At 63.7% G+C, this 21,820-nt stretch carries 19 protein-coding genes; 6 read left to right on the forward strand and 13 right to left on the reverse strand.

Going from position 1 to position 21,820, the window contains the following annotated elements:
- Positions 1-4: 4 nt before the first annotated feature.
- Entirely contained in the window at positions 5-910 is a 906-nt protein-coding gene (locus tag NUH88_RS06405) for a tyrosine-type recombinase/integrase (protein ID WP_257770743.1), read from the reverse strand.
- A 527-nt stretch (positions 911-1,437) separates the two neighbouring features.
- Here NUH88_RS06405 and NUH88_RS06410 point away from each other — a divergent pair.
- The 4 genes from NUH88_RS06410 to NUH88_RS06425 all read left to right on the forward strand — a co-directional run bounded on the left by NUH88_RS06410 (position 1,438) and on the right by NUH88_RS06425 (position 5,008).
- Positions 1,438-2,670, forward strand: coding sequence for a hydantoinase/carbamoylase family amidase (locus NUH88_RS06410; RefSeq protein ID WP_257770745.1), 1,233 nt, complete (start codon positions 1,438-1,440; stop codon positions 2,668-2,670).
- A gap of 247 nt (positions 2,671-2,917) precedes the next feature.
- A complete protein-coding gene (locus NUH88_RS06415) occupies positions 2,918-3,523 on the forward strand; it encodes a hypothetical protein (protein WP_257770747.1) in 606 nt (201 codons plus the stop codon).
- Positions 3,524-3,792: 269 nt separating this feature from the next.
- On the forward strand, positions 3,793-4,338 hold the full coding sequence (locus NUH88_RS06420) for a hypothetical protein (RefSeq protein ID WP_257770749.1): 546 nt from the start codon (positions 3,793-3,795) through the stop codon (positions 4,336-4,338).
- A gap of 172 nt (positions 4,339-4,510) precedes the next feature.
- Positions 4,511-5,008, forward strand: a complete 498-nt coding sequence (locus tag NUH88_RS06425; protein WP_257770751.1) for a hypothetical protein — start codon at positions 4,511-4,513, stop codon at positions 5,006-5,008.
- Positions 5,009-5,059: 51 nt separating this feature from the next.
- On the opposite strand, the gene NUH88_RS06430 is transcribed toward NUH88_RS06425, so the two are convergent.
- The 7 genes from NUH88_RS06430 to NUH88_RS06460 all read right to left on the reverse strand — a co-directional run bounded on the left by NUH88_RS06430 (position 5,060) and on the right by NUH88_RS06460 (position 11,909).
- Entirely contained in the window at positions 5,060-5,578 is a 519-nt protein-coding gene (locus tag NUH88_RS06430) for an isoprenylcysteine carboxylmethyltransferase family protein (protein ID WP_257770753.1), read from the reverse strand.
- A gap of 134 nt (positions 5,579-5,712) precedes the next feature.
- Positions 5,713-8,109, reverse strand: coding sequence for a phenylalanine--tRNA ligase subunit beta (gene pheT / locus NUH88_RS06435; protein ID WP_257770755.1), 2,397 nt, complete (start codon positions 8,107-8,109; stop codon positions 5,713-5,715).
- Entirely contained in the window at positions 8,106-9,182 is a 1,077-nt protein-coding gene (gene pheS / locus NUH88_RS06440) for a phenylalanine--tRNA ligase subunit alpha (protein ID WP_257770756.1), read from the reverse strand. Before pheS ends, pheT begins: the two co-directional genes overlap by 4 nt.
- 137 nt (positions 9,183-9,319) lie before the next feature.
- Complete coding sequence (gene rplT, locus NUH88_RS06445; protein WP_257770757.1) at positions 9,320-9,685, reverse strand: 50S ribosomal protein L20; 366 nt, start codon at positions 9,683-9,685, stop codon at positions 9,320-9,322.
- 15 nt (positions 9,686-9,700) lie between these two features.
- Positions 9,701-9,898, reverse strand: coding sequence for a 50S ribosomal protein L35 (gene rpmI / locus NUH88_RS06450; RefSeq protein ID WP_257770759.1), 198 nt, complete (start codon positions 9,896-9,898; stop codon positions 9,701-9,703).
- Between the two features lie 151 nt (positions 9,899-10,049).
- Positions 10,050-11,228 carry a multidrug effflux MFS transporter gene (locus NUH88_RS06455; RefSeq protein ID WP_257770760.1) on the reverse strand — a complete coding sequence of 393 codons (1,179 nt, stop codon included), beginning with the start codon at positions 11,226-11,228 and terminating at the stop codon, positions 10,050-10,052.
- Positions 11,229-11,387: 159 nt separating this feature from the next.
- Entirely contained in the window at positions 11,388-11,909 is a 522-nt protein-coding gene (locus NUH88_RS06460) for a PAS domain-containing protein (RefSeq protein ID WP_257770762.1), read from the reverse strand.
- A gap of 187 nt (positions 11,910-12,096) precedes the next feature.
- On the opposite strand from NUH88_RS06460, the gene NUH88_RS06465 reads away from it, so the two are divergent.
- Positions 12,097-13,701: a lysine--tRNA ligase gene (locus tag NUH88_RS06465; protein ID WP_257770764.1), complete on the forward strand. Its 1,605-nt coding sequence runs from the start codon at positions 12,097-12,099 to the stop codon at positions 13,699-13,701.
- Between the two features lie 77 nt (positions 13,702-13,778).
- Here the strand turns inward: NUH88_RS06465 and NUH88_RS06470 are convergent, their stop codons facing one another.
- The 3 genes from NUH88_RS06470 to NUH88_RS06480 all read right to left on the reverse strand — a co-directional run bounded on the left by NUH88_RS06470 (position 13,779) and on the right by NUH88_RS06480 (position 16,377).
- Complete coding sequence (locus NUH88_RS06470) at positions 13,779-14,441, reverse strand: OmpW/AlkL family protein (RefSeq protein ID WP_257770766.1); 663 nt, start codon at positions 14,439-14,441, stop codon at positions 13,779-13,781.
- A 163-nt stretch (positions 14,442-14,604) separates the two neighbouring features.
- Positions 14,605-16,245, reverse strand: a complete 1,641-nt coding sequence (locus NUH88_RS06475; protein WP_257770768.1) for a flavin-containing monooxygenase — start codon at positions 16,243-16,245, stop codon at positions 14,605-14,607.
- A 9-nt stretch (positions 16,246-16,254) separates the two neighbouring features.
- Positions 16,255-16,377: a hypothetical protein gene (locus NUH88_RS06480; RefSeq protein WP_257770769.1), complete on the reverse strand. Its 123-nt coding sequence runs from the start codon at positions 16,375-16,377 to the stop codon at positions 16,255-16,257.
- A gap of 160 nt (positions 16,378-16,537) precedes the next feature.
- Between NUH88_RS06480 and NUH88_RS06485 the strand changes: the two genes are divergently transcribed.
- Positions 16,538-17,749: a GTP-binding protein gene (locus NUH88_RS06485; RefSeq protein WP_444329687.1), complete on the forward strand. Its 1,212-nt coding sequence runs from the start codon at positions 16,538-16,540 to the stop codon at positions 17,747-17,749.
- Between the two features lie 6 nt (positions 17,750-17,755).
- On the opposite strand, the gene NUH88_RS06490 is transcribed toward NUH88_RS06485, so the two are convergent.
- Positions 17,756-18,862, reverse strand: coding sequence for an NAD(P)/FAD-dependent oxidoreductase (locus tag NUH88_RS06490; protein WP_257770771.1), 1,107 nt, complete (start codon positions 18,860-18,862; stop codon positions 17,756-17,758).
- A gap of 128 nt (positions 18,863-18,990) precedes the next feature.
- Positions 18,991-21,771, reverse strand: coding sequence for an ATP-dependent DNA helicase (locus NUH88_RS06495; protein ID WP_257770772.1), 2,781 nt, complete (start codon positions 21,769-21,771; stop codon positions 18,991-18,993).
- Positions 21,772-21,820: the final 49 nt, after the last annotated feature.

Consider the following 21,820-nt stretch of genomic DNA (forward strand, 5'->3'; position numbering starts at 1 on the left):
TGAGTTATCGCATCAAAGCCCTCCTCAATCCCTCGTCCGTGGCCGCCGCGTAGATTTCCGTCGTCGCGATCGACGCGTGCCCCAAGAGCCGCTGCACGTATCGGATGTCGACACCCTTCTCCAGATACTCGGTCGCCGCAGTATGGCGGAGCATGTGCGGGGTGATCCGCCTCGGCAGCCCAAGCGCGGCGGCCTTCTCTTTCAGGAGTGTGCGGATATAGCCCGGCGCGGCCGGACCGCCACGGGCATTCACAAGAAAAACCGTGTGTTCGCGGGCCAATGGCCGCGCTGCACGCGCCCTGAGATAGGAGGCAACGCCGTCACAGATCTCCTCGCCGACCAAAAACACTCTGCGCTCGCGGTTCCCCTTTCCGCGGATACGGATTGAGGCGTCCTCAAGATCGATATCTGTAATTTGGATCGCGCACAGTTCCCCGACCCGAATGCCGGTGACCAGAATGAGCCGGATGGCGAGGTCGACGGTCGACCGCTTATGGGCCTCTCCGGATTGAGCGCGCCCGGCTGCCGACACCATGATTCCGGCCGTGAGCTCGCCGAGTTCCCCCTTACTAAGATTGCGCGGTAACCGCCGTCCCAGGCGCAGCGCGAGCTGGAAACGGTGAAAGGGGTTATCCTCGATGACTTCCAACCGCTCGAAATAGGCGAACAGGACCTTCAACGCGGCAAATCTGCGCTTTGCCGTCGCCGGTTTCAATCCCCGGGCATCCCGCATATGTGCGAGGAAGGCCTGCAACCGCTCCGGCGAAATCTCACAGAGATCCGGGTCCTCGCGTAGCGACTTCCCGAACTCGCCGAGATCGATCCGATAGGCCCGCAGGGTGTGGTCGCTGAGGCCTTTCTCGAGGCGGCAATGCTCAAGGAAGCGCTCGCAGGCGCGCGAGAATTTCATTCTGTCCCCCAATCCCAAACGGCCGCGAGCATACGCAAGGATGCATTGCATCGGAAGTCGGCTCGGAATCAGGGGGATAGGCGTCCCTCCGGCAGGACACCGTCTATCGGCTCCCGTCAAAAGGCGTGAAAAAGCTCACCGTAACCAGTCCCGGCTCGCGTCGAGGCGCCGAAAGAAATCAAAATCGGTACCTGCGAAACCTCCGCTTAAGCGAGCGAGGAGGACATCACCTGACTTCCCTGGCTGATCGGCACGAAAGACGGAATGAAATTCGTCCAAGAGCCGGTTGAGCGTGAGCACCGGGGCTGATCTGAACGGTCTGTTACGGCAGATGCCGGACAATCCTACGCGAGTTAGCTATTGAAGTGCCCCATCGACCTCGGCCAGACTTTCTCGCGTCATAACAGCCGCAGACCCGCCCGGGAACTTTAACTGCGGACCCGCGACAGAGAGTACAACCCGGATCGCCGGCGCGTTAGGTGCGATTGCCACCTTCCCCGGGATCCGACCCGTTCGGGAGATCCGCGATGATCGAGATCAACGCTCCGCGACTGCTTGCCGATCTCTACGAGTTGCGCAAGATCGGCGCCTACAAGACCGGCGTCCATCGGCCGACACTCTCGGAAGACGACACGACCGCCCGCTACTGGTTCGCGGACAAGCTGAAAGCGATGGGCCACTCGGCTGAAATCGACGGGGTCGCGAACGTGATCGGCCGGGCGCCGACGGACGGCCCGTGCCTGCTCGCCGGCTCCCATCTGGAAACCCAGAACCATGCGGGCTGGCTCGACGGCGCGCTCGGGATGATCTACGCGCTGGAGACAGCCCGCGCGGTCTCGGAGAGCGCCGCCCATGCAGGCAGCGGCGTCGACGTCGCCGCCTTCGCCGATGAGGAAGGTCATTTCGAGAGCATGTTCGGCAGCCGCTCCTGGGTCGGCGAACTCGCAGAGGAAACCATCGATGCGGCCCGCGATCAGACAACGGAAATGCCGCTGCGGGAAGCTCTCGCCAAAGCCGGCCTTGCCGGCAAGCCACGCCTGCAAATGCCTCGTGAGCGATACCTCGCTTTTCTCGAGGCCCATATCGAACAGGGCGACTGGCTGGAGGCTAACGATCTGACCATCGGGATAGTGACATCCATCGTCGGCACCTGGCAGGACCGGATCGTCATCGACGGCACGCAGAACCATGCCGGGACGACACGAATGTCGATCCGGCGCGACGCAGGGGTCGCCGCCACCCGCCTGTTGCAGGCGATCGAACGCGACTTCCCTAAGGTGGCGGGCGAGCGCACTGTCTGGACCACCGGCCGCATCACACTCGAGCCGGGTGCCCGGGCGATCGTTCCCGGACGTGCGGAGATCATGTTCCAGTACCGGGACGCCGATGAGGCGATCATGCAGCGCCTGCATGAGTGCTTGCTGGAACTGATCGCCGAAGAAAACGCGACCGGACCATGCAATGTCCGTCACGAGGTGATCGGACATGCCTCTCCGGCGCATATGGATCCGACGGTGCAAGCCGCCTTCACAGAAGCTGCGGAGCGGCTCAATCCGGGCAAGCACACCATGATGCCGAGCGGCGCCGGACACGATGCGCGCGTGCTTTCGCGTCACCTTCCGACGGGCATGCTCTTTATTCCCAGCATTAGCGGCGTCTCACATCATTGGTCGGAGCACAGCACGGACGAGGACATCGTGGCCGGCGCCCGGGTCTTTGCCGCCGCGGCCGGCGAACTGCTATCCGCAGCCTCCGGATGACAGGTGAATTTCGTTTGGACCGGCACCTTGATGCACATTTTCCCGCGCAGGCCGACAATTTCGAGAAAGTTGAAAATTAACCGCACATTATTTTCAAATCGCAAAACAATTACTCAAATGCGATTTAAAATTACCCAAAACACTCAAATACTTATTTCGCTTTTCTATAGCCATTTTTCATAAATCCACTATCATAATTGTGAAATAGAAATGCGACTCCGTCATCATTTCAGGCAAGGAGCTGCCGATGTTCGGGTTCGGCAAAGAAAAGACCGCCGAGGAGGAAGCTGAGCAACGCCGTATCGAGGCAATGAAGGTCTCGATCGAGAGTGCGTTGCTGCAGATGAAGAAGCAAGCTGAAGCAGGGCTTACGGACCGCTGCGAGGCTGGCGCGAAGCGCCTGAACGAGGCGCTTAAGAATCCGAAGCTGCCGAAGGAATACGCAAAGCAGGCACGCGACGGCGTAGACCGGCTGCTTCTGCACGCCTTCATGAAGGCCACCGCGCTTGCCTCCAAAGAGGCGATCGATGCCGGCAAATCGGACGATCTCGAAAAGCGCACGGCGAAAATCAAGGAAGCACGTGAGAAACTGTCGGGTGCGATGAAGTACAAGGCGCCACAGGATTTCAAGCAGCAGTGCGAACGCATGCTGGAAGTCGCCATGATGTCCGGCGGTGTGAAAGCCAAGGGGCCGACCAAGGCGAAACCGCTTGATACGGCCCCTAAAGTGGAGAACAAGGCCAAACCGGTCGATACCGCGCCTCCGACGCCAAACAAAGCCAAGCAACCGGCCAAAGACAAAAAGCGCGGGGTCAAGCCACTGCACGACTACGAAAAACCAGTCGGCGTTTAATACAGCGGCACCTGCCCATTCCATGTTTCCGATCTGAGGACTCATCTGAGTCCGGACATTTTTCTCGCCACAATGAATTCTTCCATATCAATAATACGCCCCCACTTCATCGACACACCGTAAATTTAATTTAATATTTCCCCCAAAATACCCCTCAGAATGATATATTTTTACTTACGTTCTGCTGGTTTTTTGGATTTTTTTCTCCAAACGTGATACAATATTCTAAAAATAAGTGATGTTTTCCTATGATTACATAAAGGAAAGAAATGGTTGATAATAACAATACTGTGGAGGAATCCGAACGCCGCCAGATCGTAGAGATCCAAATCACGATCGAGAGTGCGATCTATCGACTCAAGAAGCTTGCCGATGCCGGGTCTACGGCCAAATGCAAAGAGGCGACGGACCATCTACTCGTGGCATTGAAAAACCCGAGGCTTCCTCGAGCCTTCTGCAACGAGAGCCGGAACGCGATCAATGCGCTTATGCAGCACGCCTTCATGAAAGCAACCGATCTTGCCTCAAAGGCGGCAATGGAGGCCGCGATGCAAGACGACCCCGAAAGCCGGGCGGCCTGCATCAAACTGGCTCGCGAGAATCTGCGTGGCGCGATGAAACATAAGGCACCGAGGGAATTCCAGCTCAAATGCGAGCGGATGCTTGAAACCGCTTTGCTTACCGGCGGCGTCAAAGCTAAGGGGCCAACCAAAGCCAAACCGCTTGACGCCGCCATGGAAAACGCCGGTGGTGAGAAAGACGGTCGAGCAAGCGAGACAGCGCTTATGGAGCACAGCGCTATTGCAGAATCATAAGGCGCATTGGCAATCGGCAGCACGTTCCGACAACCGCACCAGACCTAGTTTAGTATCGTTGACGTCAGCAGAAGCGGATATCCGAATATTTTTCTCGCCTTTATGTAAAAATTGATATAATATTTACCCATCATTAACCATGCACCATCAACAGAAAGTTGGAGGGATGCAGATGTTCGGACTTAATGAGACCAGAACGGTCGAAGACGATGCGGCAATCCGCCGAATCCATACGCTAGCGCCCGCGGTCAACGGCGCAATATCCCAGATCAAGAAGCGCGCGGCATGCGGCCAGGTCGAGAGCTGCGAGGCCTCGGCGAAGAGCCTGAAGGACGCGATCCGCAGCGCGAAATTACCCGAGAATTATACCGACGAAGCCAATGCGGCCATCGACGCACTGATGCTGGAAGCCTTCATGAAAGCGACCTCCGTGGCGGCACGAGCGGCGATCGAGGCCGGTCTTGAAGACGAGGTCGAGCGGCGCGCGATGAAGATACGCGAAGCTCGCGTCAAGCTGGCCGGCGCGATCCGCTACAAGGCTCCTGAGGATTTCCGGCGCAAATGCGAGATGATGCTTGAGACCGCCCTCTTCTCGGGAGGGGTGCGGGCCAAGGGTCCGACACGGGCGAAACCCGGCGGCTCGATGCTTGAGTCAGCGGCCGTGGCCTGAAAAGCACAACAGACGGCGCAGGCCCGGCCCACGCAGGGTGGATGGGCTGGGTCAGTATTCCGGGAAACGCTCCCGCATGACCTGCTCTTCCTGCCGGATGCGCAGGAAGAGGATGACGGCATAGACGGGAAGGCCGACCGAAAGGGTCGTGAACGCCTGAAGCGTCAGCGCGAACCCGATCAGTTCGGGAACGATGTTCAGATAGTAATTCGGATGCCTCACCCGTCTGAAAAGCCAGTTGGTTTCCAGATGGTGATCCTCCGCGATGTAGAGCTTCACCGTCCACACCCTGCCGAGCGTCCGGATCACCCAGAAAAGCGCACACATGGAGAGGGCGTATACGGTAAGCCCGGTCCATGTGATCCAGGAAGCCGGAGCAGGCTGCAAGATGGCTTCCGTTATTGCGGCGGCATAGAACGCCGCATGGGCGAGCGCCAGAACCTTCGTCGTTACGGCGCCATGCTCGACCGCTCCGCTCAGCAGCAGTCCCCGTTCGTTCCGGACCGAGATAGCAAGGCTTCCAAGACGCAGCAGAACGGCGGCGACAACGAAAGCGATCGTATATGGCATGGCAGGCACTCGATGATATTCGGATACGGGCTACGGACGACACCGGACATGCCCCGTAGTCTGGACAGGTAAGTGCGAGCCGGAACGGATTTCCCGTTCCGGCCAATTTTTTCTGCCCCAGCAGCAAATCGGACTTATCCGCGGATCCGGCCGCCAGTCGCTTTCTCAACCTGGGCGACGATCTTCTGGCCGACGGTCTCGATCTGCTCGTCCGTCAAGGTCGCATCGACCGGCTGCAGGGTCACCTGGATGGCGAGCGACTTCTCGCTCTCGCCAAGGCCCTTGCCCTGATACTCGTCGAAAAGACGCACGCCGGAGATCAGGGCCTTGTCGGCCCCGGCCGCGGCGCGGACCAGCTTCTCAGCCGGAATGTCCTTTTCCACCACGAACGCGAAGTCGCGGGTCAGCGGCTGGAAGGGAGAGAGCTTCAGGAAGCTCTTGGCCGAGCCCTTCGACTTGGGCGTCGGCACCTTCTCGAGGAAGATCTCGAAGGCCACCGCCGGCCCCCTCACGTCCATCTCCTTCAGCACCTTCGGATGCAGCTCGCCAAACCAGGCCAGCACGTTCGGACCGAGACGGAGCGCGCCGGAGCGGCCCGGATGGTACCAGGCAGGGGCATCAGTCGAGACCTGCAGGTTGCCCGCCGGAGCATCGAGCGCCTCCAGCAGTGACACCACATCGGCCTTGGCGTCGAAGACGTCGACGGCACGCGTGGAACCCGCCCAGTCCTTCGGACCGGTGCGCCCGACGCGGATGCCCGCGATCACCTTGGACTGGCCTTTCGGGGTCGCATCCGCATATTGCGGCCCGACCTCGAACATGGCCGCGTCGCTCGCGCCCATGTTCGCGTTCCGTGCCGCGGAAGCGAGCAGGTTCGGCAGAATCGACGGACGCATCACGTCGAGCTCGCTGGAGATCGGGTTGACCAGCGTCAGCTCCGCCGCGCCGCCGCCGAAGAGTTCGGCCTCGCCGCGCGAGAGGAAGGAGAAGGTCACCGCCTCCAGCATGCCGCGGGCGGACAGCACGCGCTTCGCGCGGCCCTCGCGGATCTGCTCCTTGGAGAGCGCCGGCTCCGGCACCACATGGCCGGTCTCCATGGAAACCACCGGGATCTCGTCATAGCCGTTTATCCGCAGGACCTCCTCGACGAGACAGGCCTCGCCCTCGACGTCGCGGCGCCACGGCGGCACCACGGCGCTGAGCGCCTCGCCGCTGCCGGAAACCTCGAAGCCGAGATCGGTCAGGATCCGCATCGCCTTCTCTTCCGGAACGTCGATGCCACCGAGCGAGCGGATGCGGGAATGACGCAGCGTGATGGTGCGCTTCCAGTCCTCCTCCTGGCCGTGGACGACCAGCTCGCTCATCTCGCCGCCGCAGATCTCCTGCACCAGCTTCGAGGCGAGATGCACGCCCCAGGTCGGGCCGGTCGGATCGAGGCCGCGCTCGAAGCGGTAGCGGGCATCGCTCAGCACATTGAGCTTGCGCCCGGTCATGGCGACCGAGATCGGGTCGAAGATCGCGACCTCGAGATACATGTTCACCGTCTCGTCGGTGCAACCGGTGCGCTCGCCGCCCATGATCCCGGCCATGTCGTCGATGCCGTGCTCGTCTCCAAGTACCAGCATGCCGTCCTCGAAGGTATAGGTCTTCTCGTTCAGCGCCTCGTAGCTCTCGCCTTCCTTGGCGAGACGGATACGGATCGCGCCGCCGGAGACCTTGTCCGCGTCATAGGCATGCAGCGGGCGGCCGACATCCATCATCATGTAGTTGGTGATGTCGACGAGACCGGAGATCGGGCGGAGGCCCACAGCGGTCAGCCGGTCCTGCATCCATTTCGGGCTGGGGCCGTTCTTCACGCCCTTGAAGTAGCGGCCGACCACGTAGGGGACCAGCGACGGCTCCGGCACGTCGACGTCCCACTTGATCGGGCTCTCGAACGTGCCTTTGACCTCCGGGATATCCAGCGGCTTCAGCTTGCCGAGACCGGCCGCGGCGAGATCGCGGGCGATGCCGCGGACACCGAGGCAGTCCGCCCGGTCCGGGGTGATGGCGATGTCGATCACCGGATCGTCCAGCCCGGCATAGTCCGCGAAGGAGGCCCCGACCGGCGCGTCCTCCGGCAGGTCGATGATGCCGTCATGATCCTCGGAGAGCCCCATCTCGCGTTCGGAGCAGAGCATGCCGTTGCTCTCCTCGCCGCGGATGACGCCCGGCTTCAGGTCGACGCCGGTGCCCGGGATATGGCTGCCGGAGGGGGCGAAAACGCCTTTCATGCCGGTGCGCGCGTTCGGCGCGCCGCAGACCACCTGGATAATCTCCTTGCCGGTATCGACCTTGCAGACACGCAGCCGGTCGGCGTTCGGGTGCTGCACCGCCTCGACCACATGGGCGATGGTGAAGGGCTTCAGCTTCTCCGCCGGATTGATCAGTTCCTCGACCTCGAGGCCGAGCATCGGCAGGGCGTCGCAGATCTCCTCGAGGCTGGCCTCGGTCTCGAGATGCTCTTTCAGCCAGGACAGCGTGAATTTCATCGGTTGAGGCCTCCGGCCAGAGACGGGACATCGAAAGGCATGAAGCCGTAATGCTTCAGCCAGCGCATATCGCTGTCATAGAAGGGACGCAGGTCCGGAATGCCGTATTTCAGCATGGCGATGCGCTCGATCCCCATACCGAAGGCGAAGCCCTGATACTCGTCCGGGTCGATGCCGCAATATTGCAGGACTTTCGGATGCACCATGCCGCAGCCGAGGATCTCCAGCCAGTCGTCGCCGGCGCCGATCTTGAACTCGCCGCCCTTGCGGGTGCAGCCGATATCGACCTCGGCCGAGGGCTCGGTGAAGGGGAAATAGGACGGGCGGAAGCGCACCGGCAGATCGTCGACGCCGAAGAAGGCGCGGCAGAAATCGATCAGGCAGCCCTTCAGGTGGCCCATATGGGTCGCCTTGTCGATCACCAGCCCCTCGACCTGATGGAACATCGGCGAGTGCGTCGCGTCATGGTCGGAGCGGAAGGTGCGGCCCGGGCAGATCACGCGGATCGGCGGGGTCTTGCTCTCCATGGTGCGGATCTGCACCGGCGAGGTATGGGTGCGCAGCACGCGCGGCGTCCCGCTCTCGTCCGGCGGCAGATAGAAGGTGTCGTGCTCCTGCCTCGCCGGATGCTCCGGCGGGATGTTGAGCGCGGTGAAGTTGTAGTAGTCGCTCTCGATATGCGGACCTTCCGCGACGGAGAAACCCATCTCGGCGAAGATCGCGACCAGTTCCTCGGTGGTCTGGGTCAGCGGATGCACGCGCCCCGCCTCTTCCGGACGCGGCGGCAGCGAGACGTCGATCCGCTCGGCAGCCAGCCGCGCGTTCAGCTCGGCATCCTCGAAGGCGGTCTTGCGGGCCTCGATCGCGCCCTGGATCTCGTCCTTCAGGCGGTTCAGCGCCTGGCCGGTTTCCTTGCGCTGCTCGGGATCCAGCCCGCCGAGCTGTTTCATCAGCCCGGTGATGCGGCCCTTCTTGCCGAGCGCGCTGACCCGAAGCTCCTCAAGCTGCGCGAGATCGCCCGCCGCCTCAACGGCTCCGGCGAGTTCCGCTCTCAGTGTTTCGACGTCCTGCATGATCCTCTTTTCACCTCGCTTGGGAGACTGCTCCGATCCGGCGCGGGTTCCTTAAAGCAAAAGGGGCCCGGCTAAGGCCAGACCCCTTTTCAACTCTTTTACCGATAGGCGGGCCGGAAGGTCCGGCATGCCCCGTATTAGTCGGCTTTTCCGAGCGCGGCCTGGGCTTGATCGACCAGGCTTTTAAACGCCGCCGGCTCGTGGATCGCGAGATCCGAGAGCACCTTGCGGTCGAGCTCGATGCCAGCCTTCTTCAGACCGTTCATGAACTTGGAATAGGTCAGGCCATGAGCGCGGACACCGGCGTTGATGCGCTGGATCCAGAGCGCGCGGAAATCGCGCTTGCGGACCCGGCGGTCGCGGTAGGCGTACTGAGCCGCCTTCTCCATCGCCTGCACGGCGACGCGGAAGACATTCTTCCGTCGGCCGTAATAGCCTTTGGTCTTGTCCGTAACCTTCTTGTGGCGGGCGTGAGCCGTGACGCCCCGTTTTACACGTGCCATCTCTGCTGCCCTCTCTTAAGCGTACGGAAGGAACTGTTTGACGATGCGTGCATCGGCGTCGGAGAGGATCATCGTCCCCCGGGCCTTGCGCTTCATCTTCTGGGTCTTGCTGGACAGCTGGTGGCGCTTGTAGGCAACGTTGCCGCGCACCTTGCCGCTGCCGGTGAGCCGGAACCGCTTCTTGGCGCCGCTCTTGGTCTTCATCTTGGGCATTTCGATCTCCGTTTTTGGCGGTTTCTCTCTGCCGGCCAGGCATGCCCTACAAGCCATGACGCGGCGCTGCCCCGCGCATACGCGTGGGGAGGCGGGTTTATACAGAGCGGGGACGGGAGAATCAAGCGATCTCTGACATACAGGCCGAGGGTCAGTACCGGACGCGAACCGCGAGCGTGAGCAGAAAGGAAATCGTCGCACAAGCTGCGATGACGGCGGCCATCGGAACCACGGTGCCGTCAAAGACCGGGCCGGTGAGCACGATCATAAGCCCTCCGGTGAACATCTGAAGGGTCCCGCCGAAAGAGGATGCGAGCCCGGCATTGCAGCCATGCTCGTCAAGTGCCATGACAAGCGTGGTCGGATAGACCAGGCCGAACCCGGCGAAAGCAAACAGCATCAGGGCGGCAACCAGGTACAGCGGCGCCTCAGTCGCGAGCGTGACGGCAAGAAGCGACAGCGCGGAGGCGGCGAAGATCCCGGTGCCGCCGCGGATCACGCGGCCCAGCGGAAAACGTTCCGCCAGCAGTCCGGCGACCTGCGAGGCGCCGATGAAGCCGATCGCATTGACGGCGAAAGCCAGGGCGAACTCCGTCGGGCCGAGACCGTACTGGCCGCGATAGACGAAGGCGGCGGAGGCGATGAAGACGAAGAAAGCCGAAATGCCGAACGCGCCGATGAAGGTGTAGGCGAGGAAGTTCCGGTCCTGGAGCAGTTCGCGAACTCCGCGCGCCAGCACGCGCAGGTCGAGCGGCACGCGCATGTCCCGTCGCAGCGTCTCGGGAAGGCCGAGCATGGTGATGGCAAGACTGAGGACGGTTGCGGCGGAAATGATCCAGAAGATCGCGCGCCAGCCCGCCGCGGCCACGACGATGCTGCCCGCGAGCGGCGCAAGCATCGGCGAAACGGAAATGACCAGCATGATCAGCGCCATCAGCTTGGTCGCCGCGGCGCCGGTATAGAGATCTCGGATGATCGCCCTCGGCAGAACCATAAGGGCCGCGCCTCCGAGTCCCTGCACGAAGCGCCAGGCAACCAGCTCCAGCGACGACCCGGAGAGCGCCGCTCCCGCCGACCCGAGCAGGAATACCGCAAGTCCGACGAGCGTCGGGATCTTGCGCCCGGCCTGATCGGCCCAGGGCCCATAGATCATCTGCGCCACGCCGAAGGCGATGAAATAGGCGGTGATCGTTGCCTGTATCTCCGCCTCGCCGACACCGAAATCGGCCGCGATCTCGGGCATGGCCGGCAGATACATGTCGATTGCGAACGGCGCCACCAGAGACAGCAGTCCGAGCACAAGGGCGGAGCGCCAGAGGCCCTGCGTCATTTCATTATTCCAGGATCAGAAGAATGCGTACCGCGGCAACCGGCCGCGAAGGCGCGCATCTATACATAATTAAATGAGGTGTATCGACCGCTTTCTCGGCGGGACCGGCGCACGGCTGGAAAAATGCCGCTGGTTGCAAGCGGCCCGGACGGTCTGGTCCTAGCGGTCCTCGGTCCCGTTTGCCGCCAGCCGCAACTCCCGCAACGTGCCGGTCAGCTCGACCATTCGATTGGAGACGACCACCTGCTTCCTGTCCCCGGCCGCGACGGGACAGATGACACGCTCCCAGTCGCAGGGCGCACGGGAATGAACGTAGGGATTGCGGCAGAGCAGTATCGATGACCTCTCCACCGCCTCCAGATACTGCGAGCGCAGGAACGGACCGACATCCTCCCCGAGATCCGAGACCCATTTGCCGGTCATGTCGAAACCGGTGCGGCTCGCGATCTCGCTGCCGTACAGGCGGTAGCGGAAGTCCTCCCGGTCCGGATCGAGTTCGAGGATCATGATATTCCCGACCCAGTCACGCAGTTTCTCGATCGAAAAATCGTCCCGCGCGGCCGGCTCGCCTGGCGTTTTCACCTTGAGACAATAGTCGAGAAAGGAGACCGAGCCTTCGTGATCCGGCCGCTTTTCATCGGTTTCCGGAAACCAAACGGAGAATTCGCTCGGATCGATCAAGGGCGCGCCTCCCAGTTTTTCTGCGCTCCGGCCTTCTCAAGTCAAAGATTGCTTGCATCGGCGTTTTCCGGAAAGAAAATTAGCGGGCCACGCGCGCGGGCCCGCCGAGCACAGCGCGGGATCGTTGACCTCCGCCCCGCCGCGCCCTAGCTTCCGCCGCACAAATCGTAACCGAAGGACAAGATCCATGACCTCCCTGATCCCCGTCGAGATCGCCGAGAACGCCCGCGCCTGGCCGTTCGAGGAAGCGCGGAAAATCGTCGCGCGGCTCGGGGGCGAGAAACCGGAGAAAGGTCACGTGATTCTGGAGACCGGCTACGGCCCCTCCGGCCTGCCGCATATCGGTACTTTCGGGGAAGTGTTCCGCACCACCATGGTGCGCCGCGCCTTCGAGCAGCTCGTGCCGGACGTGCCGACCAAGCTGATCGCCTTTTCGGACGATATGGACGGTTTCCGCAAGGTGCCGACCAACCTGCCGAACCAGGAGATGCTGGCCCAGTATCTCAACAAGCCGCTGACCCAGGTGCCGGACCCGTTCGGCACGCATGAGAGCTTCGGCGCACATAACAACGCGCGGCTGCAATCCTTCCTCGACAGCTTCGGTTTCGAATACGAATTCATGTCCTCGACCGAGTGCTACAAGAGCGGCATGTTCGACAAGGCGCTGCTGGAGACCCTGCAGCGCTATGAAGAGATCATGGCCATCATGCTGCCCACCCTCGGGGCCGAGCGGCAGGCGACCTACTCGCCGTTCCTGCCGGTATGTCCGACCAGTGGCAACGTCCTCCAGGTACTGATCGTCGAGCGCAACACCGATGCCGGAACCGTGGTCTACGAGGATCCGGAGAGCGGCACCAAGGTCGAGGTGCCGGTCACCGGCGGGCATTGCAAGCTGCAATGGAAATGCGACTGGGCGATGCGCTGGCACGCGCTCGGCGTCGACTACGAGATGTCCGGCAAGGACCTGATCGACAGCGTCAAGCAAAGCTCGAAGATCTGCCGGACGCTCGGCTCCCGGCCGCCGGAAGGCTTCAATTACGAGCTCTTCCTGGACGAGAACGGCGAGAAGATCTCCAAGTCCAAGGGCAACGGCCTCTCGGTCGAGGAATGGCTGCGCTACGGCTCGCCGGAGAGTCTCTCGCTCTTCATGTTCCAGCAGCCGAAACGCGCGAAAAGGCTCTATTTCGACGTCATTCCGAAGAACACGGACGAGTATTTCCAGTTCCTCGACAAGCTCGCCGAGGAGAGCGACGACGCGAAGAGGGTTGAGAACCCGGCCTGGCACATCACGCAGGGCAAGGGCCGCGGCAATGCCGAGCGGGTGCCGCTCAGCTTCGGCCTGCTGCTGAACCTCGCCAGCGTCTGCCATGCCGAGGACAAGTCGGTGCTCTGGGGCTTCATCGAGCGCTATGCGCCGGGCGCGACGCCGGAGAGCCATCCGACGCTCGACAAGTTGGCGGGCTACGCGGTGAACTACTATCAGGACTTCGCCCGCCCGGCGAAGCAGTACCGCGCGCCCTCAGATCTCGAACGCGCCGCCTTCCAGGACCTCGTTTCCGAGCTGAAAGCATTGCCGGCCGACGCGGACGCCGAAACCATCCAGACCCAGGTTTACGAGGTCGGCAAACGGCACGAGTTCGAGAACCTGCGCGACTGGTTCAAGGGCCTCTACCAGGTCCTGCTCGGCCAGGACCAGGGCCCGCGCTTCGGCAGCTTCATCGCGCTTTACGGACGGGATGAAACCGTGGCGCTGATCGAGAAGGCGCTCGCGGGCGAAGACCTCGCGGCCTGATCCGGTCAGCAATCACCCCATAGAAAAGGCCCCGTCCTATCGGACAGGGCCTTTTTCATTGATGCATACGGATCGGATCAGAAGCGGTAGCCGATGCCGATGCCGAAGACCCACGGGTCGAGATCCGCGTCGACATTGATCGGGCCGCCTCCGAGATTGGTCGTAATCGTGGTGTCGAGGAAGATCTTCTTCACATCGACGTTGAGCGACCACGGGCCGGAGATGGCGTAGTCGAAGCCGGCCTGGAGCGCGTAGCCGAAGCCGTCGTCGTAGGAGATCGACTGCGCCGAGCCCGGCTTCTCGTCATAGAAGAACGTGTAGTTGATGCCGGCGCCGAGATAGGGGCTGAAACGCTCCTTCGGCAGGAAGTGGTATTGCAGCGTCAGGGTCGGCGGCAGCAGGCGGACGGAGCCGAGATCGACATCGGGGCTCTTCCAGTTCAGATCGTGCTTGGTCGTCGCCGCGATCAGTTCGAGCGCGATATTGTCCGTGATGAAATACGAGAAATCGACTTCCGGCACGTAATCGTCGTTCAGCTCGCCCTTGCCGACTGTCAGGTCGTTGGACGAGGTGGACTCGTCCGGCAGCATGGCGATGCCGCGTGCGCGGATCAGGAAATCGCCCGCCTGCTTCGGCTTGAATTCCTCGGACTGGGCGAGCGCCGGGCCGCCGGCGGCGACGAGCGAACCAAACACGGCGACGGCGGCGGCCAGCGCCATCCATTTCCCCGGGAGAGTCATTGATCTGTCCTCTTATTGCAGAATTGCTGCGGCGGAAAGTGCGCCGCAGCATCGCCAGGGGCCTTGATCCAGATCAATGGCAGGATTGATTTATACAGTTGTTTTTGAACGATTATTTACTGATCAAAATCAATTCAAATGTGAAAAAACAGCCGCGGCTTCGCTAACCGGACCGTTGCGGCGCGAGACCAGCCAGCTCCGCCTTGATCGCCCGCGCGAGATATTTCGAATAGATCCGCCCCTGCGCGAAGCTGCCGCCGGTGTACCAGAGGCCGGGCTGCGGCGTCGGGGTCCACATGTTGTTCAGTTCCTGGATCTCCGGGTCAATGTCCCAGACCTTGCCGACCCGGTCCGCGACCGCGTCGCCGAACAGCACGCGGGTCATGTGGTCCTGGCCCTTGTAGCCGGTGGCGAGCACGATCAGGTCGGCCTCTCTGAGTCCGCCATCCGCCATGCGCAGGCCCCCGGCCTCGAACCGCTCGATATCGGCATACTGGATCAGGCCGATCCGGCCCGCCGCCATCAGGTCGGAGGCGCCGACATTGAAATAGTAGCCTCCTCCCCGAGTACGATATTTGAGAGGCCACCCCGTGCCGCCCTCGCCGAAATCGAGCCGGAAGCCGACCTTCTCCAGCCCGTCGAGCAGCGGCTTGTCGATCTCCCTCACCTTGTCGGTGATGATCTTGTGGGCGATGCGGACCACCGGGAAGGGCGTCGCGAGATTGATCAGGTCGCGGTCCTCGCGGCTCGGCCCCTCGCCCCAGTAGATCCTGTCATAGAGCTGCGCGCTCGGCTCGATATTCACGATCAGGGTCGGGCTGCGCTGGATGATGGTGACCTCGGCGTCGTTGCCTTCGAGATCCTGCGCGATGTCGTGCGCGCTGGTGCCGGTGCCGAAGATGTAGACGCGTTTTCCCTTCCAGTCCTTGCCGGCGGTGAATTGGCTCGAATGCAGGACCGGGCCCTTGAAGCGGTCGAGGGTCGGGATCTTCGGCACGTTCGGCGCGCCGCTGACGCTGGTCGCCATGACGATATGGCGCGGCCGCATGGTGCGCTCGGAACCGTCGGCGAGGGTCAGGCGAGCGGTCCAGCAGCCGGCCGCCTCCTCCCATTCCGCACCCTCGAAGCTGGTTTCGGTCCAGAAATTGATGTCCATCGCATCGACATAGGATTCGAGCCAGTTGGCGATGCGGTCCTTCGGGATGTAGGTCGGCCAGCCCTCGGGAAAGCGCATGTAGGGCAAGTGGTTGCTGTGGATGTAATTGTGCAGCCGCAGCCCGTGATAGCGCAGGCGCCAGTTATCCCCGACCCGCTTCATCCGGTCGACCACCAGCGTGTCCACGTCGAGCCGGGCGAGCCGGGCCGCCGCCGTCAGCCCGGCATGGCCGCCACCGACGATGAGCACCTCGGGATCGCGGTCCGCATAGGCGCGCTCGGCCGCGCGCTTGTCCGCCCAGTTGGGACCGTGGAATTTCGGATTGAAGGCGGGGTCGTCCTTTTCCTCGAAGATCCGCGCCTCCTCGTAGCCCTTCAGGTCCTCCAGCGTGGTCGCCAGGGTCCAGGCGCGCGGCATGTCCGCCGGATACCTGAGACGCACGAGGCCGAGCCCGACGCCTTTTTCCGTTTCGAAAGAGAGGATCGCCTCGATCACGGACTCGCCCGCCCGCTCGACGATGCGCGGCGGCTCGTGCCCCTCGGCGACGGAAAGCGGGCCGAGCCCCTCCAAACCCGCTTCCGCGGCCAGGCGTTCGCCGATCGCGGGGCCGCCGGAGACCGTCCTCTGCCGTCCGGAGAGGATCAGCACGTCGCGCCACTAGCTCTCCGCTTCGAAGAGCGTCGCGAGCTTTTCGACATTGCCGGCCGCGAGCGCCGCGTTGAAACCGGCGAGCCAGTCCTCCAGCGCCGCCGTGACGGCGCCATCCGCCATCAGGTTCATCGGACGTCCTCCCATATGTCTTTTTGGGAAAGACTAGGGCTGGCCGGAATGGCTGTAAACGCGGGTGGAAGGCGATTTCACAAAGCGAAGATCCCCGGGTTGCGGAACCGACGCCATCCCAATATATGTTATATTATAACATTACATAATGGAGAGACCCGTGGCCGATACCCGCCTTCCCGTGACCGTGCTTTCCGGTTTCCTCGGCGCCGGCAAGACCACACTGCTGAACCGCATCCTCAACAACCGCGAGGGCCGCCGTGTCGCCGTCATCGTCAACGACATGTCGGAAGTGAATATCGATGCCGACCTGGTGCGCGCGGGCGGCGGCGAGCTCAGCCATACCGACGAGACCCTGGTGGAGATGTCGAACGGCTGCATCTGCTGCACCCTGCGCGACGATCTCCTGGTCGAAGTGCGCCGGCTCTGCGAGGAAGGCCGGTTCGATTACCTGCTGATCGAGTCCACCGGAATCGCCGAACCGCTGCCCGTCGCGGCAACCTTCGAGTTTCGCGACGAACACGGGCAAAGCCTTTCCGATCTCGCCCGGCTCGACAGCATGGTGACCGTGGTCGACGCGGTTAACCTGCCGCGGGATTTCGCCAGCCACGACGCGCTCGCCGATAGGGGCGAGACCCTCGGCGAGGAGGACGACCGTACGCTCGTCCACCTTCTGACCGACCAGATCGAATTCGCCGACCTCGTCGTCATCAACAAGGCGAGCGATGCCGGGCCGGAGGCCCTCCGCGCCGCGCGGCAGATCGTGCGCAGCCTGAACGGCGACGCGAAAATCATCGAGACCGACTTCGCCGAGGTGGAGACGGACGAGATCCTCGATACCGGCCGCTTCGATTTCGAGAAAGCGCACGAGCATCCGCTCTGGCTGAAGGAGCTCTACGGCTTCGGCGAGCACGTGCCGGAAACCGAGGAATACGGTATCGGCTCCTTCGTCTACCGGGCGCGGCGGCCGTTCGACCCGTCCGAGATCCATGAATTGCTGAACGGCCCGCTGCCCGGCGTGATCCGCGCCAAGGGGCATTTCTGGATCGCGACCCGGCCGGAATGGGTGGCCGAGTTCTCGCTTGCCGGCGCGCTCTCCAGCACCAGCCCGCTCGGCACCTGGTGGGCCGCGGTACCGAAGGAGCGCTGGCCGGACCATCCGCAGTTTAGGGGCTATGTCCGGGACAATTGGGCCGAGCCCTTTGGCGACCGGCGGCAGGAGATCGTCTTCATCGGCGCCGGGATCGACTGGCCGATGTTGAAGGAGCAGCTCGACGCGTGTCTGGTGCCGGAGGAGGAGTGCGGGGACCTCCTGTCTCTTCAGACGCTCCCGGACCCGTTCCCCGAATGGGCAAAGGCGGACGCCGCCTGACGGTTTCTACCCGAGTTTCTCCATCACTTTCTCCGCGATCGCCAGCGAAGAGGTGAGACCCGGGGACTCGATACCGTAGAGATTGACCAGTCCCGCCACGCCATGCTCGTCCGGGCCCTGGATCATGTAGTCGGCGGCCGCCTCGCCCGGCGCCTGGATCTTCGGGCGGATGCCGGCATAGGCGGGTGTCAGGCTGTCGTCGGGCAGGCCCGGCCAGTATTTGCGCACGGCGTCGTAGAAGCTGTCGGAGCGGCGCGGGTCGACGTCGTAGTCGATCTCGTCGATCCACTCCACGTCCGGGCCGAAACGTGCCTGACCGCCGAGATCGAGCGTCAGGTGCACGCCGAGTCCGGCCGCTTCCGGCGCCGGGTAGATCAGACTGCTGAACGGCGCCGAGCAGCCGGTGAGCTGGTAGTAGTTCCCCTTGCAGAAATGCTGCGGCGGGATCAGTGCCGGCGGGAAGCCCTCGAGATGGCGCATGACGGTCTGGCTGTGCAGCCCGCCGGCGACCACCACCGTCTTCGCCTTCATCGTGAGGCCGTGCAGTCCGCCGACATGCAGCTCGATGCCGTCCTCCGTCACCTTGCCGCCCTCGAGCGGCGCCATGAAGGCGATCATGCCGCCGTGCTCTTCCAGGTCGCCCTGCAGGGCGAGCATGTAGGCATGGCTGTCGATCACCCCGGTCGAAGGCGACCAGAGGGCGGTGACGCAGCGCAGCTCAGGCTCGCGCGCGGTCACCTCGTTGTGGGAGAGGAATTCGAGATCGTGGACGCCGTTCTGCTCGGCGCGCTCCTTGATCTGCTGCAGGGCCGGGATCTGGTCCTCGGAGGTGGCGACGATCAGCTTTCCCATCTTCTTGTAGGGCACGCCGTGGCTCTCGACGAACTCGTAGAGCATATGCTTGCCGCGGACGCAGACCTCGGCCTTCAGGCTGCCCGGCGGATAGTAGATCCCCGCATGGATGACCTCGGAATGGCGCGAACTGGTCTCGGAGCCGATCAGGTCGTGCTGCTCCAGCACGATGACGTCGCGCCCGGCCATCGCCAGCGCCCGCGCCGCCGCGAGGCCCACGACGCCCGCTCCGACCACTACTGCATCTACCGGTTCCGCCACACTTTCCTCCACGTTTCTTGGTTCGTCACCCCGGCGAAGGCCGGGGCCCAGGGATCGTAGAGTCGTTTCCGTCTTCCCCTGGGTCCCGGCCTGCGCCGGGATGACGGTCTTTTTCCGTATCCAACCCGTTAAAACGGCACCTCGTCCGCGTCAATCGGCTCCGCCGGAACGGGTGCCGTCCCGAAAAAGCCACGGGTCTCGGCGACCGCTTCCGCGAGCCCGCAGCGGCGAACCTCAACCCCTTCCGGAAAGGCCCCGAGCAGGCGCGACGGCATCATAGGGTCGAGCAGCACGAAGACGCCGCGGTCGTCCGCCCGGCGTACCAGCCGTCCGAAGGCCTGCTTCAGCTTCAGCCGCGTCAGCATGTCGGTATAGGTGCCTCCGCCGAAGGCCGAGCGCCTCGCCTTGTAAAGGATGTCCGGACGCGGCCAGGGCACGCGGTCGAAGACGATGAGGCGGAGCGAGTTGCCTGGCACGTCCACCCCGTCGCGCACCGCGTCGGTGCCGAGCAGACAGGCGTTCTCCTCGGCCCGGAAAATATCGATCAGGGTGGTGAGATCGAGCCCGTCGACATGCTGGGCGTAGAGCGGCAGGTCGGCCTCGTCGATATCCCCGCCGATCCGACGGTGCACCTCGCGCAGCCGCTGGATCGCGGTGAAGAGGCCGAGCGCGCCGCCGCCGGAGGCAAGAAACAGCTCCCGATAGGCCGCCGCGACCTGCGCCATGTCGTCCTTGCGCACATCGTTGACGATGAAGACCTTCGTCTGTGCCGGATAGTCGAAAGGCGAGGCGACGGCCGCACGCACCGCCGGCGCTTCGAGCCAGACCGCCCCCGTCCGCTCCTCCGCCGCCTGCCAGTCGCGGAACTCCTCGCCCGTGCCGTCACGCAAGGTAGCCGACGTCATCAGCACACCCTGCGCCTGCTTCACCACCGTCTCGGCGAAGGGCCGGCCCGGATCGATCCAGTGCCGGTGCAGGCCGATATCCATGTCCCGCCCGTCGCTGCGCTCGATCTCGAACCAGTCGGTGAAAGCCTCCGGCGTGTCGTGCGCCAGCGCCTTCAGCATGTCGCGCCAGGCACCGAGGGTCATCTCGCCGCGTCTTTGCAGGGAACGTGCGACGGCCTCGATACGGAGCCGGATCGCGCTTTCCAGCTCGTCCGCATCCGCGTCGAGCCGGTCCTCCAGCCGTTTCTTCAGCTGCTTGATCGGTGTCAGGATGCGGGCCAGCGCCGCGTCCAGCGCCTCGGCGGCCTCCAGCAGTCCCTCGACCGGCGGATGGGTCTCGGTCTGCATCGAATAGGGACTGTCCGGATGGTCGGTGCGGGCATAGACCTGGGCGCGGACCAATGCGAGGAAACGCTCCGTCTCGCCACGCGTCTCGCCTTCCGCGATCCGGGTCATCCAGCCCTCGCCCGGCAACACGCGGGCGGCATGGAGCGCGGCCTCGAGCGCCTCCAGCGCCTCCTCGTCATCGGCGATCAGATCCTCGACCCGTTTCTTGAGCCCCCGGGCGCGCCCCGAGCGCCGCCCCTCGGCACCGATCAGCCAGCGCCGCAGCTCCACCGTCTCGATCGCCGTCAGATGGGCGGAGAAGGCGCTGTCCGCCGCGTCAAACACATGATGCCCCTCGTCGAACACATAGCGGGTCGGCAGCGCGCCGTCGTCGATCCCGCCGAGGGCAGCCTGGATCATCACCAGCGCATGGTTGGCGACGACGATCTCGGCCCTTCGCGCACGTCGGATCGATTTCTCGATGTAGCATTTGGAATAATGCGGGCAGGCTGAATAGATGCACTCGCCGCGCCGGTCCGCGAGCCCGACCGTGCGCCCGCGCCCGAGCAGGTCGGCAAGCCAGGCCGGAAAGTCTCCGCCCTGCACGTCCCCGTCCCGCGTCGCCTCGGCCCAACGCGCCATCAGGCCGAGCGCGGTGCCGTATTGCGGCATGGTCGGCAGCGTGTTCACCGCCTCTTCCAGATTGAGCAGGCAGAGGTAGTTCTCCCGCCCCTTGCGCACCACCGCCTTCAGCGCCTTCCTGACCGGGTCGGGATAGAGCCGGTCAAGCTCGCCGTCGATCTGGTGCTGCAGGTTTCGGGTATAGGTCGAGACCCAGACCGCGCCCTCGTTCTTTTCCGCCCAGACGCTCGCCGGCGCGATGTAGCCGAGGGTCTTGCCGACGCCTGTGCCTGCCTCGGCCAGCACCACGTTCGGGCGCCGCTCCTCGTCGCGCGGGGCGAAGGCGAATGCGGCGGCGGAGGCATAGTCCGCCTGGCTCGGCCGCGCCTCGGCATCGCCGCCGAGCAGGTCCTTCAGACGTCCCCGCGCCTCCTCCTCCGTCACCGGCTTGTTGCCCGCCGGAGGCTCCGGCGCGTGTTCCGACCATTCCTCGAGGCGGCGCCAAACCTGCAGCCCGCTCGGCCGCACCGCGCCCGGCGGCGGCAACTCGCTCGCGCCGAGCGCATAGAGCACGGTCTCACCCCAGGCCCAGCCGCAATTGCGCATGGTCTCGGCGATCGGCCGGGCGCTCGGATCGCGGCTCCGCTCGGAGAGTTCGCCCAGTAGGGCCGCCGCCGCGTCTCGCAGCACCAGCGCCTCGTCCTCATGGTCCTCGGGCAGCGCCAGCAGCAGCGCCTGTGCGAGCCCGCGCGGGGTCGGCAGGCAGAAGGCGGCAGGACGCACAAAGGCGAAGAGCTCAAGCACATCCACCGCCTCGAAGCCGTCGAGACGCAGCCGCCGGGCAATCGACCGGGCATGGGCGACGAGGCAGGGACCGGCGCGCAGACGGCGGGCAGCCTCATCGTGGCCGATCTCCTCCAGCTCGCCGTCCGGGCCAAGCCAGATCGCGGCGCGCGGCGCGAGCACGAGGCTCGGCAGCGCAGGCAGGCGGATCTGGCGGTCGGGGACGGTCATCCCCACCCTTTATCAAGGCCGCGCCGGGTTTGCCAGAACAGCGTGGAGC

Origin of the sequence: Nisaea acidiphila (genome assembly GCF_024662015.1) — a bacterium.
Classification (GTDB): domain Bacteria; phylum Pseudomonadota; class Alphaproteobacteria; order Thalassobaculales; family Thalassobaculaceae; genus Nisaea; species Nisaea acidiphila.

Coding starts and splice junctions, on each gene's coding strand:
- NUH88_RS06430 (WP_257770753.1), bottom strand. CDS start 5,578: ATGCCATATACGATCGCTTTCGTTGTCGCCGCCGTTCTGCTGCGTCTT.
- rpmI (WP_257770759.1), bottom strand. CDS start 9,898: ATGCCCAAGATGAAGACCAAGAGCGGCGCCAAGAAGCGGTTCCGGCTC.
- NUH88_RS06425 (WP_257770751.1), top strand. CDS start 4,511: ATGTTCGGACTTAATGAGACCAGAACGGTCGAAGACGATGCGGCAATC.
- NUH88_RS06470 (WP_257770766.1), bottom strand. CDS start 14,441: ATGACTCTCCCGGGGAAATGGATGGCGCTGGCCGCCGCCGTCGCCGTG.
- pheS (WP_257770756.1), bottom strand. CDS start 9,182: ATGCAGGACGTCGAAACACTGAGAGCGGAACTCGCCGGAGCCGTTGAG.
- NUH88_RS06455 (WP_257770760.1), bottom strand. CDS start 11,228: ATGACGCAGGGCCTCTGGCGCTCCGCCCTTGTGCTCGGACTGCTGTCT.
- NUH88_RS06410 (WP_257770745.1), top strand. CDS start 1,438: ATGATCGAGATCAACGCTCCGCGACTGCTTGCCGATCTCTACGAGTTG.
- pheT (WP_257770755.1), bottom strand. CDS start 8,109: ATGAAATTCACGCTGTCCTGGCTGAAAGAGCATCTCGAGACCGAGGCC.
- NUH88_RS06465 (WP_257770764.1), top strand. CDS start 12,097: ATGACCTCCCTGATCCCCGTCGAGATCGCCGAGAACGCCCGCGCCTGG.
- NUH88_RS06420 (WP_257770749.1), top strand. CDS start 3,793: ATGGTTGATAATAACAATACTGTGGAGGAATCCGAACGCCGCCAGATC.
- NUH88_RS06480 (WP_257770769.1), bottom strand. CDS start 16,377: ATGAACCTGATGGCGGATGGCGCCGTCACGGCGGCGCTGGAGGACTGG.
- NUH88_RS06495 (WP_257770772.1), bottom strand. CDS start 21,771: ATGACCGTCCCCGACCGCCAGATCCGCCTGCCTGCGCTGCCGAGCCTC.
- NUH88_RS06415 (WP_257770747.1), top strand. CDS start 2,918: ATGTTCGGGTTCGGCAAAGAAAAGACCGCCGAGGAGGAAGCTGAGCAA.
- rplT (WP_257770757.1), bottom strand. CDS start 9,685: ATGGCACGTGTAAAACGGGGCGTCACGGCTCACGCCCGCCACAAGAAG.
- NUH88_RS06405 (WP_257770743.1), bottom strand. CDS start 910: ATGAAATTCTCGCGCGCCTGCGAGCGCTTCCTTGAGCATTGCCGCCTC.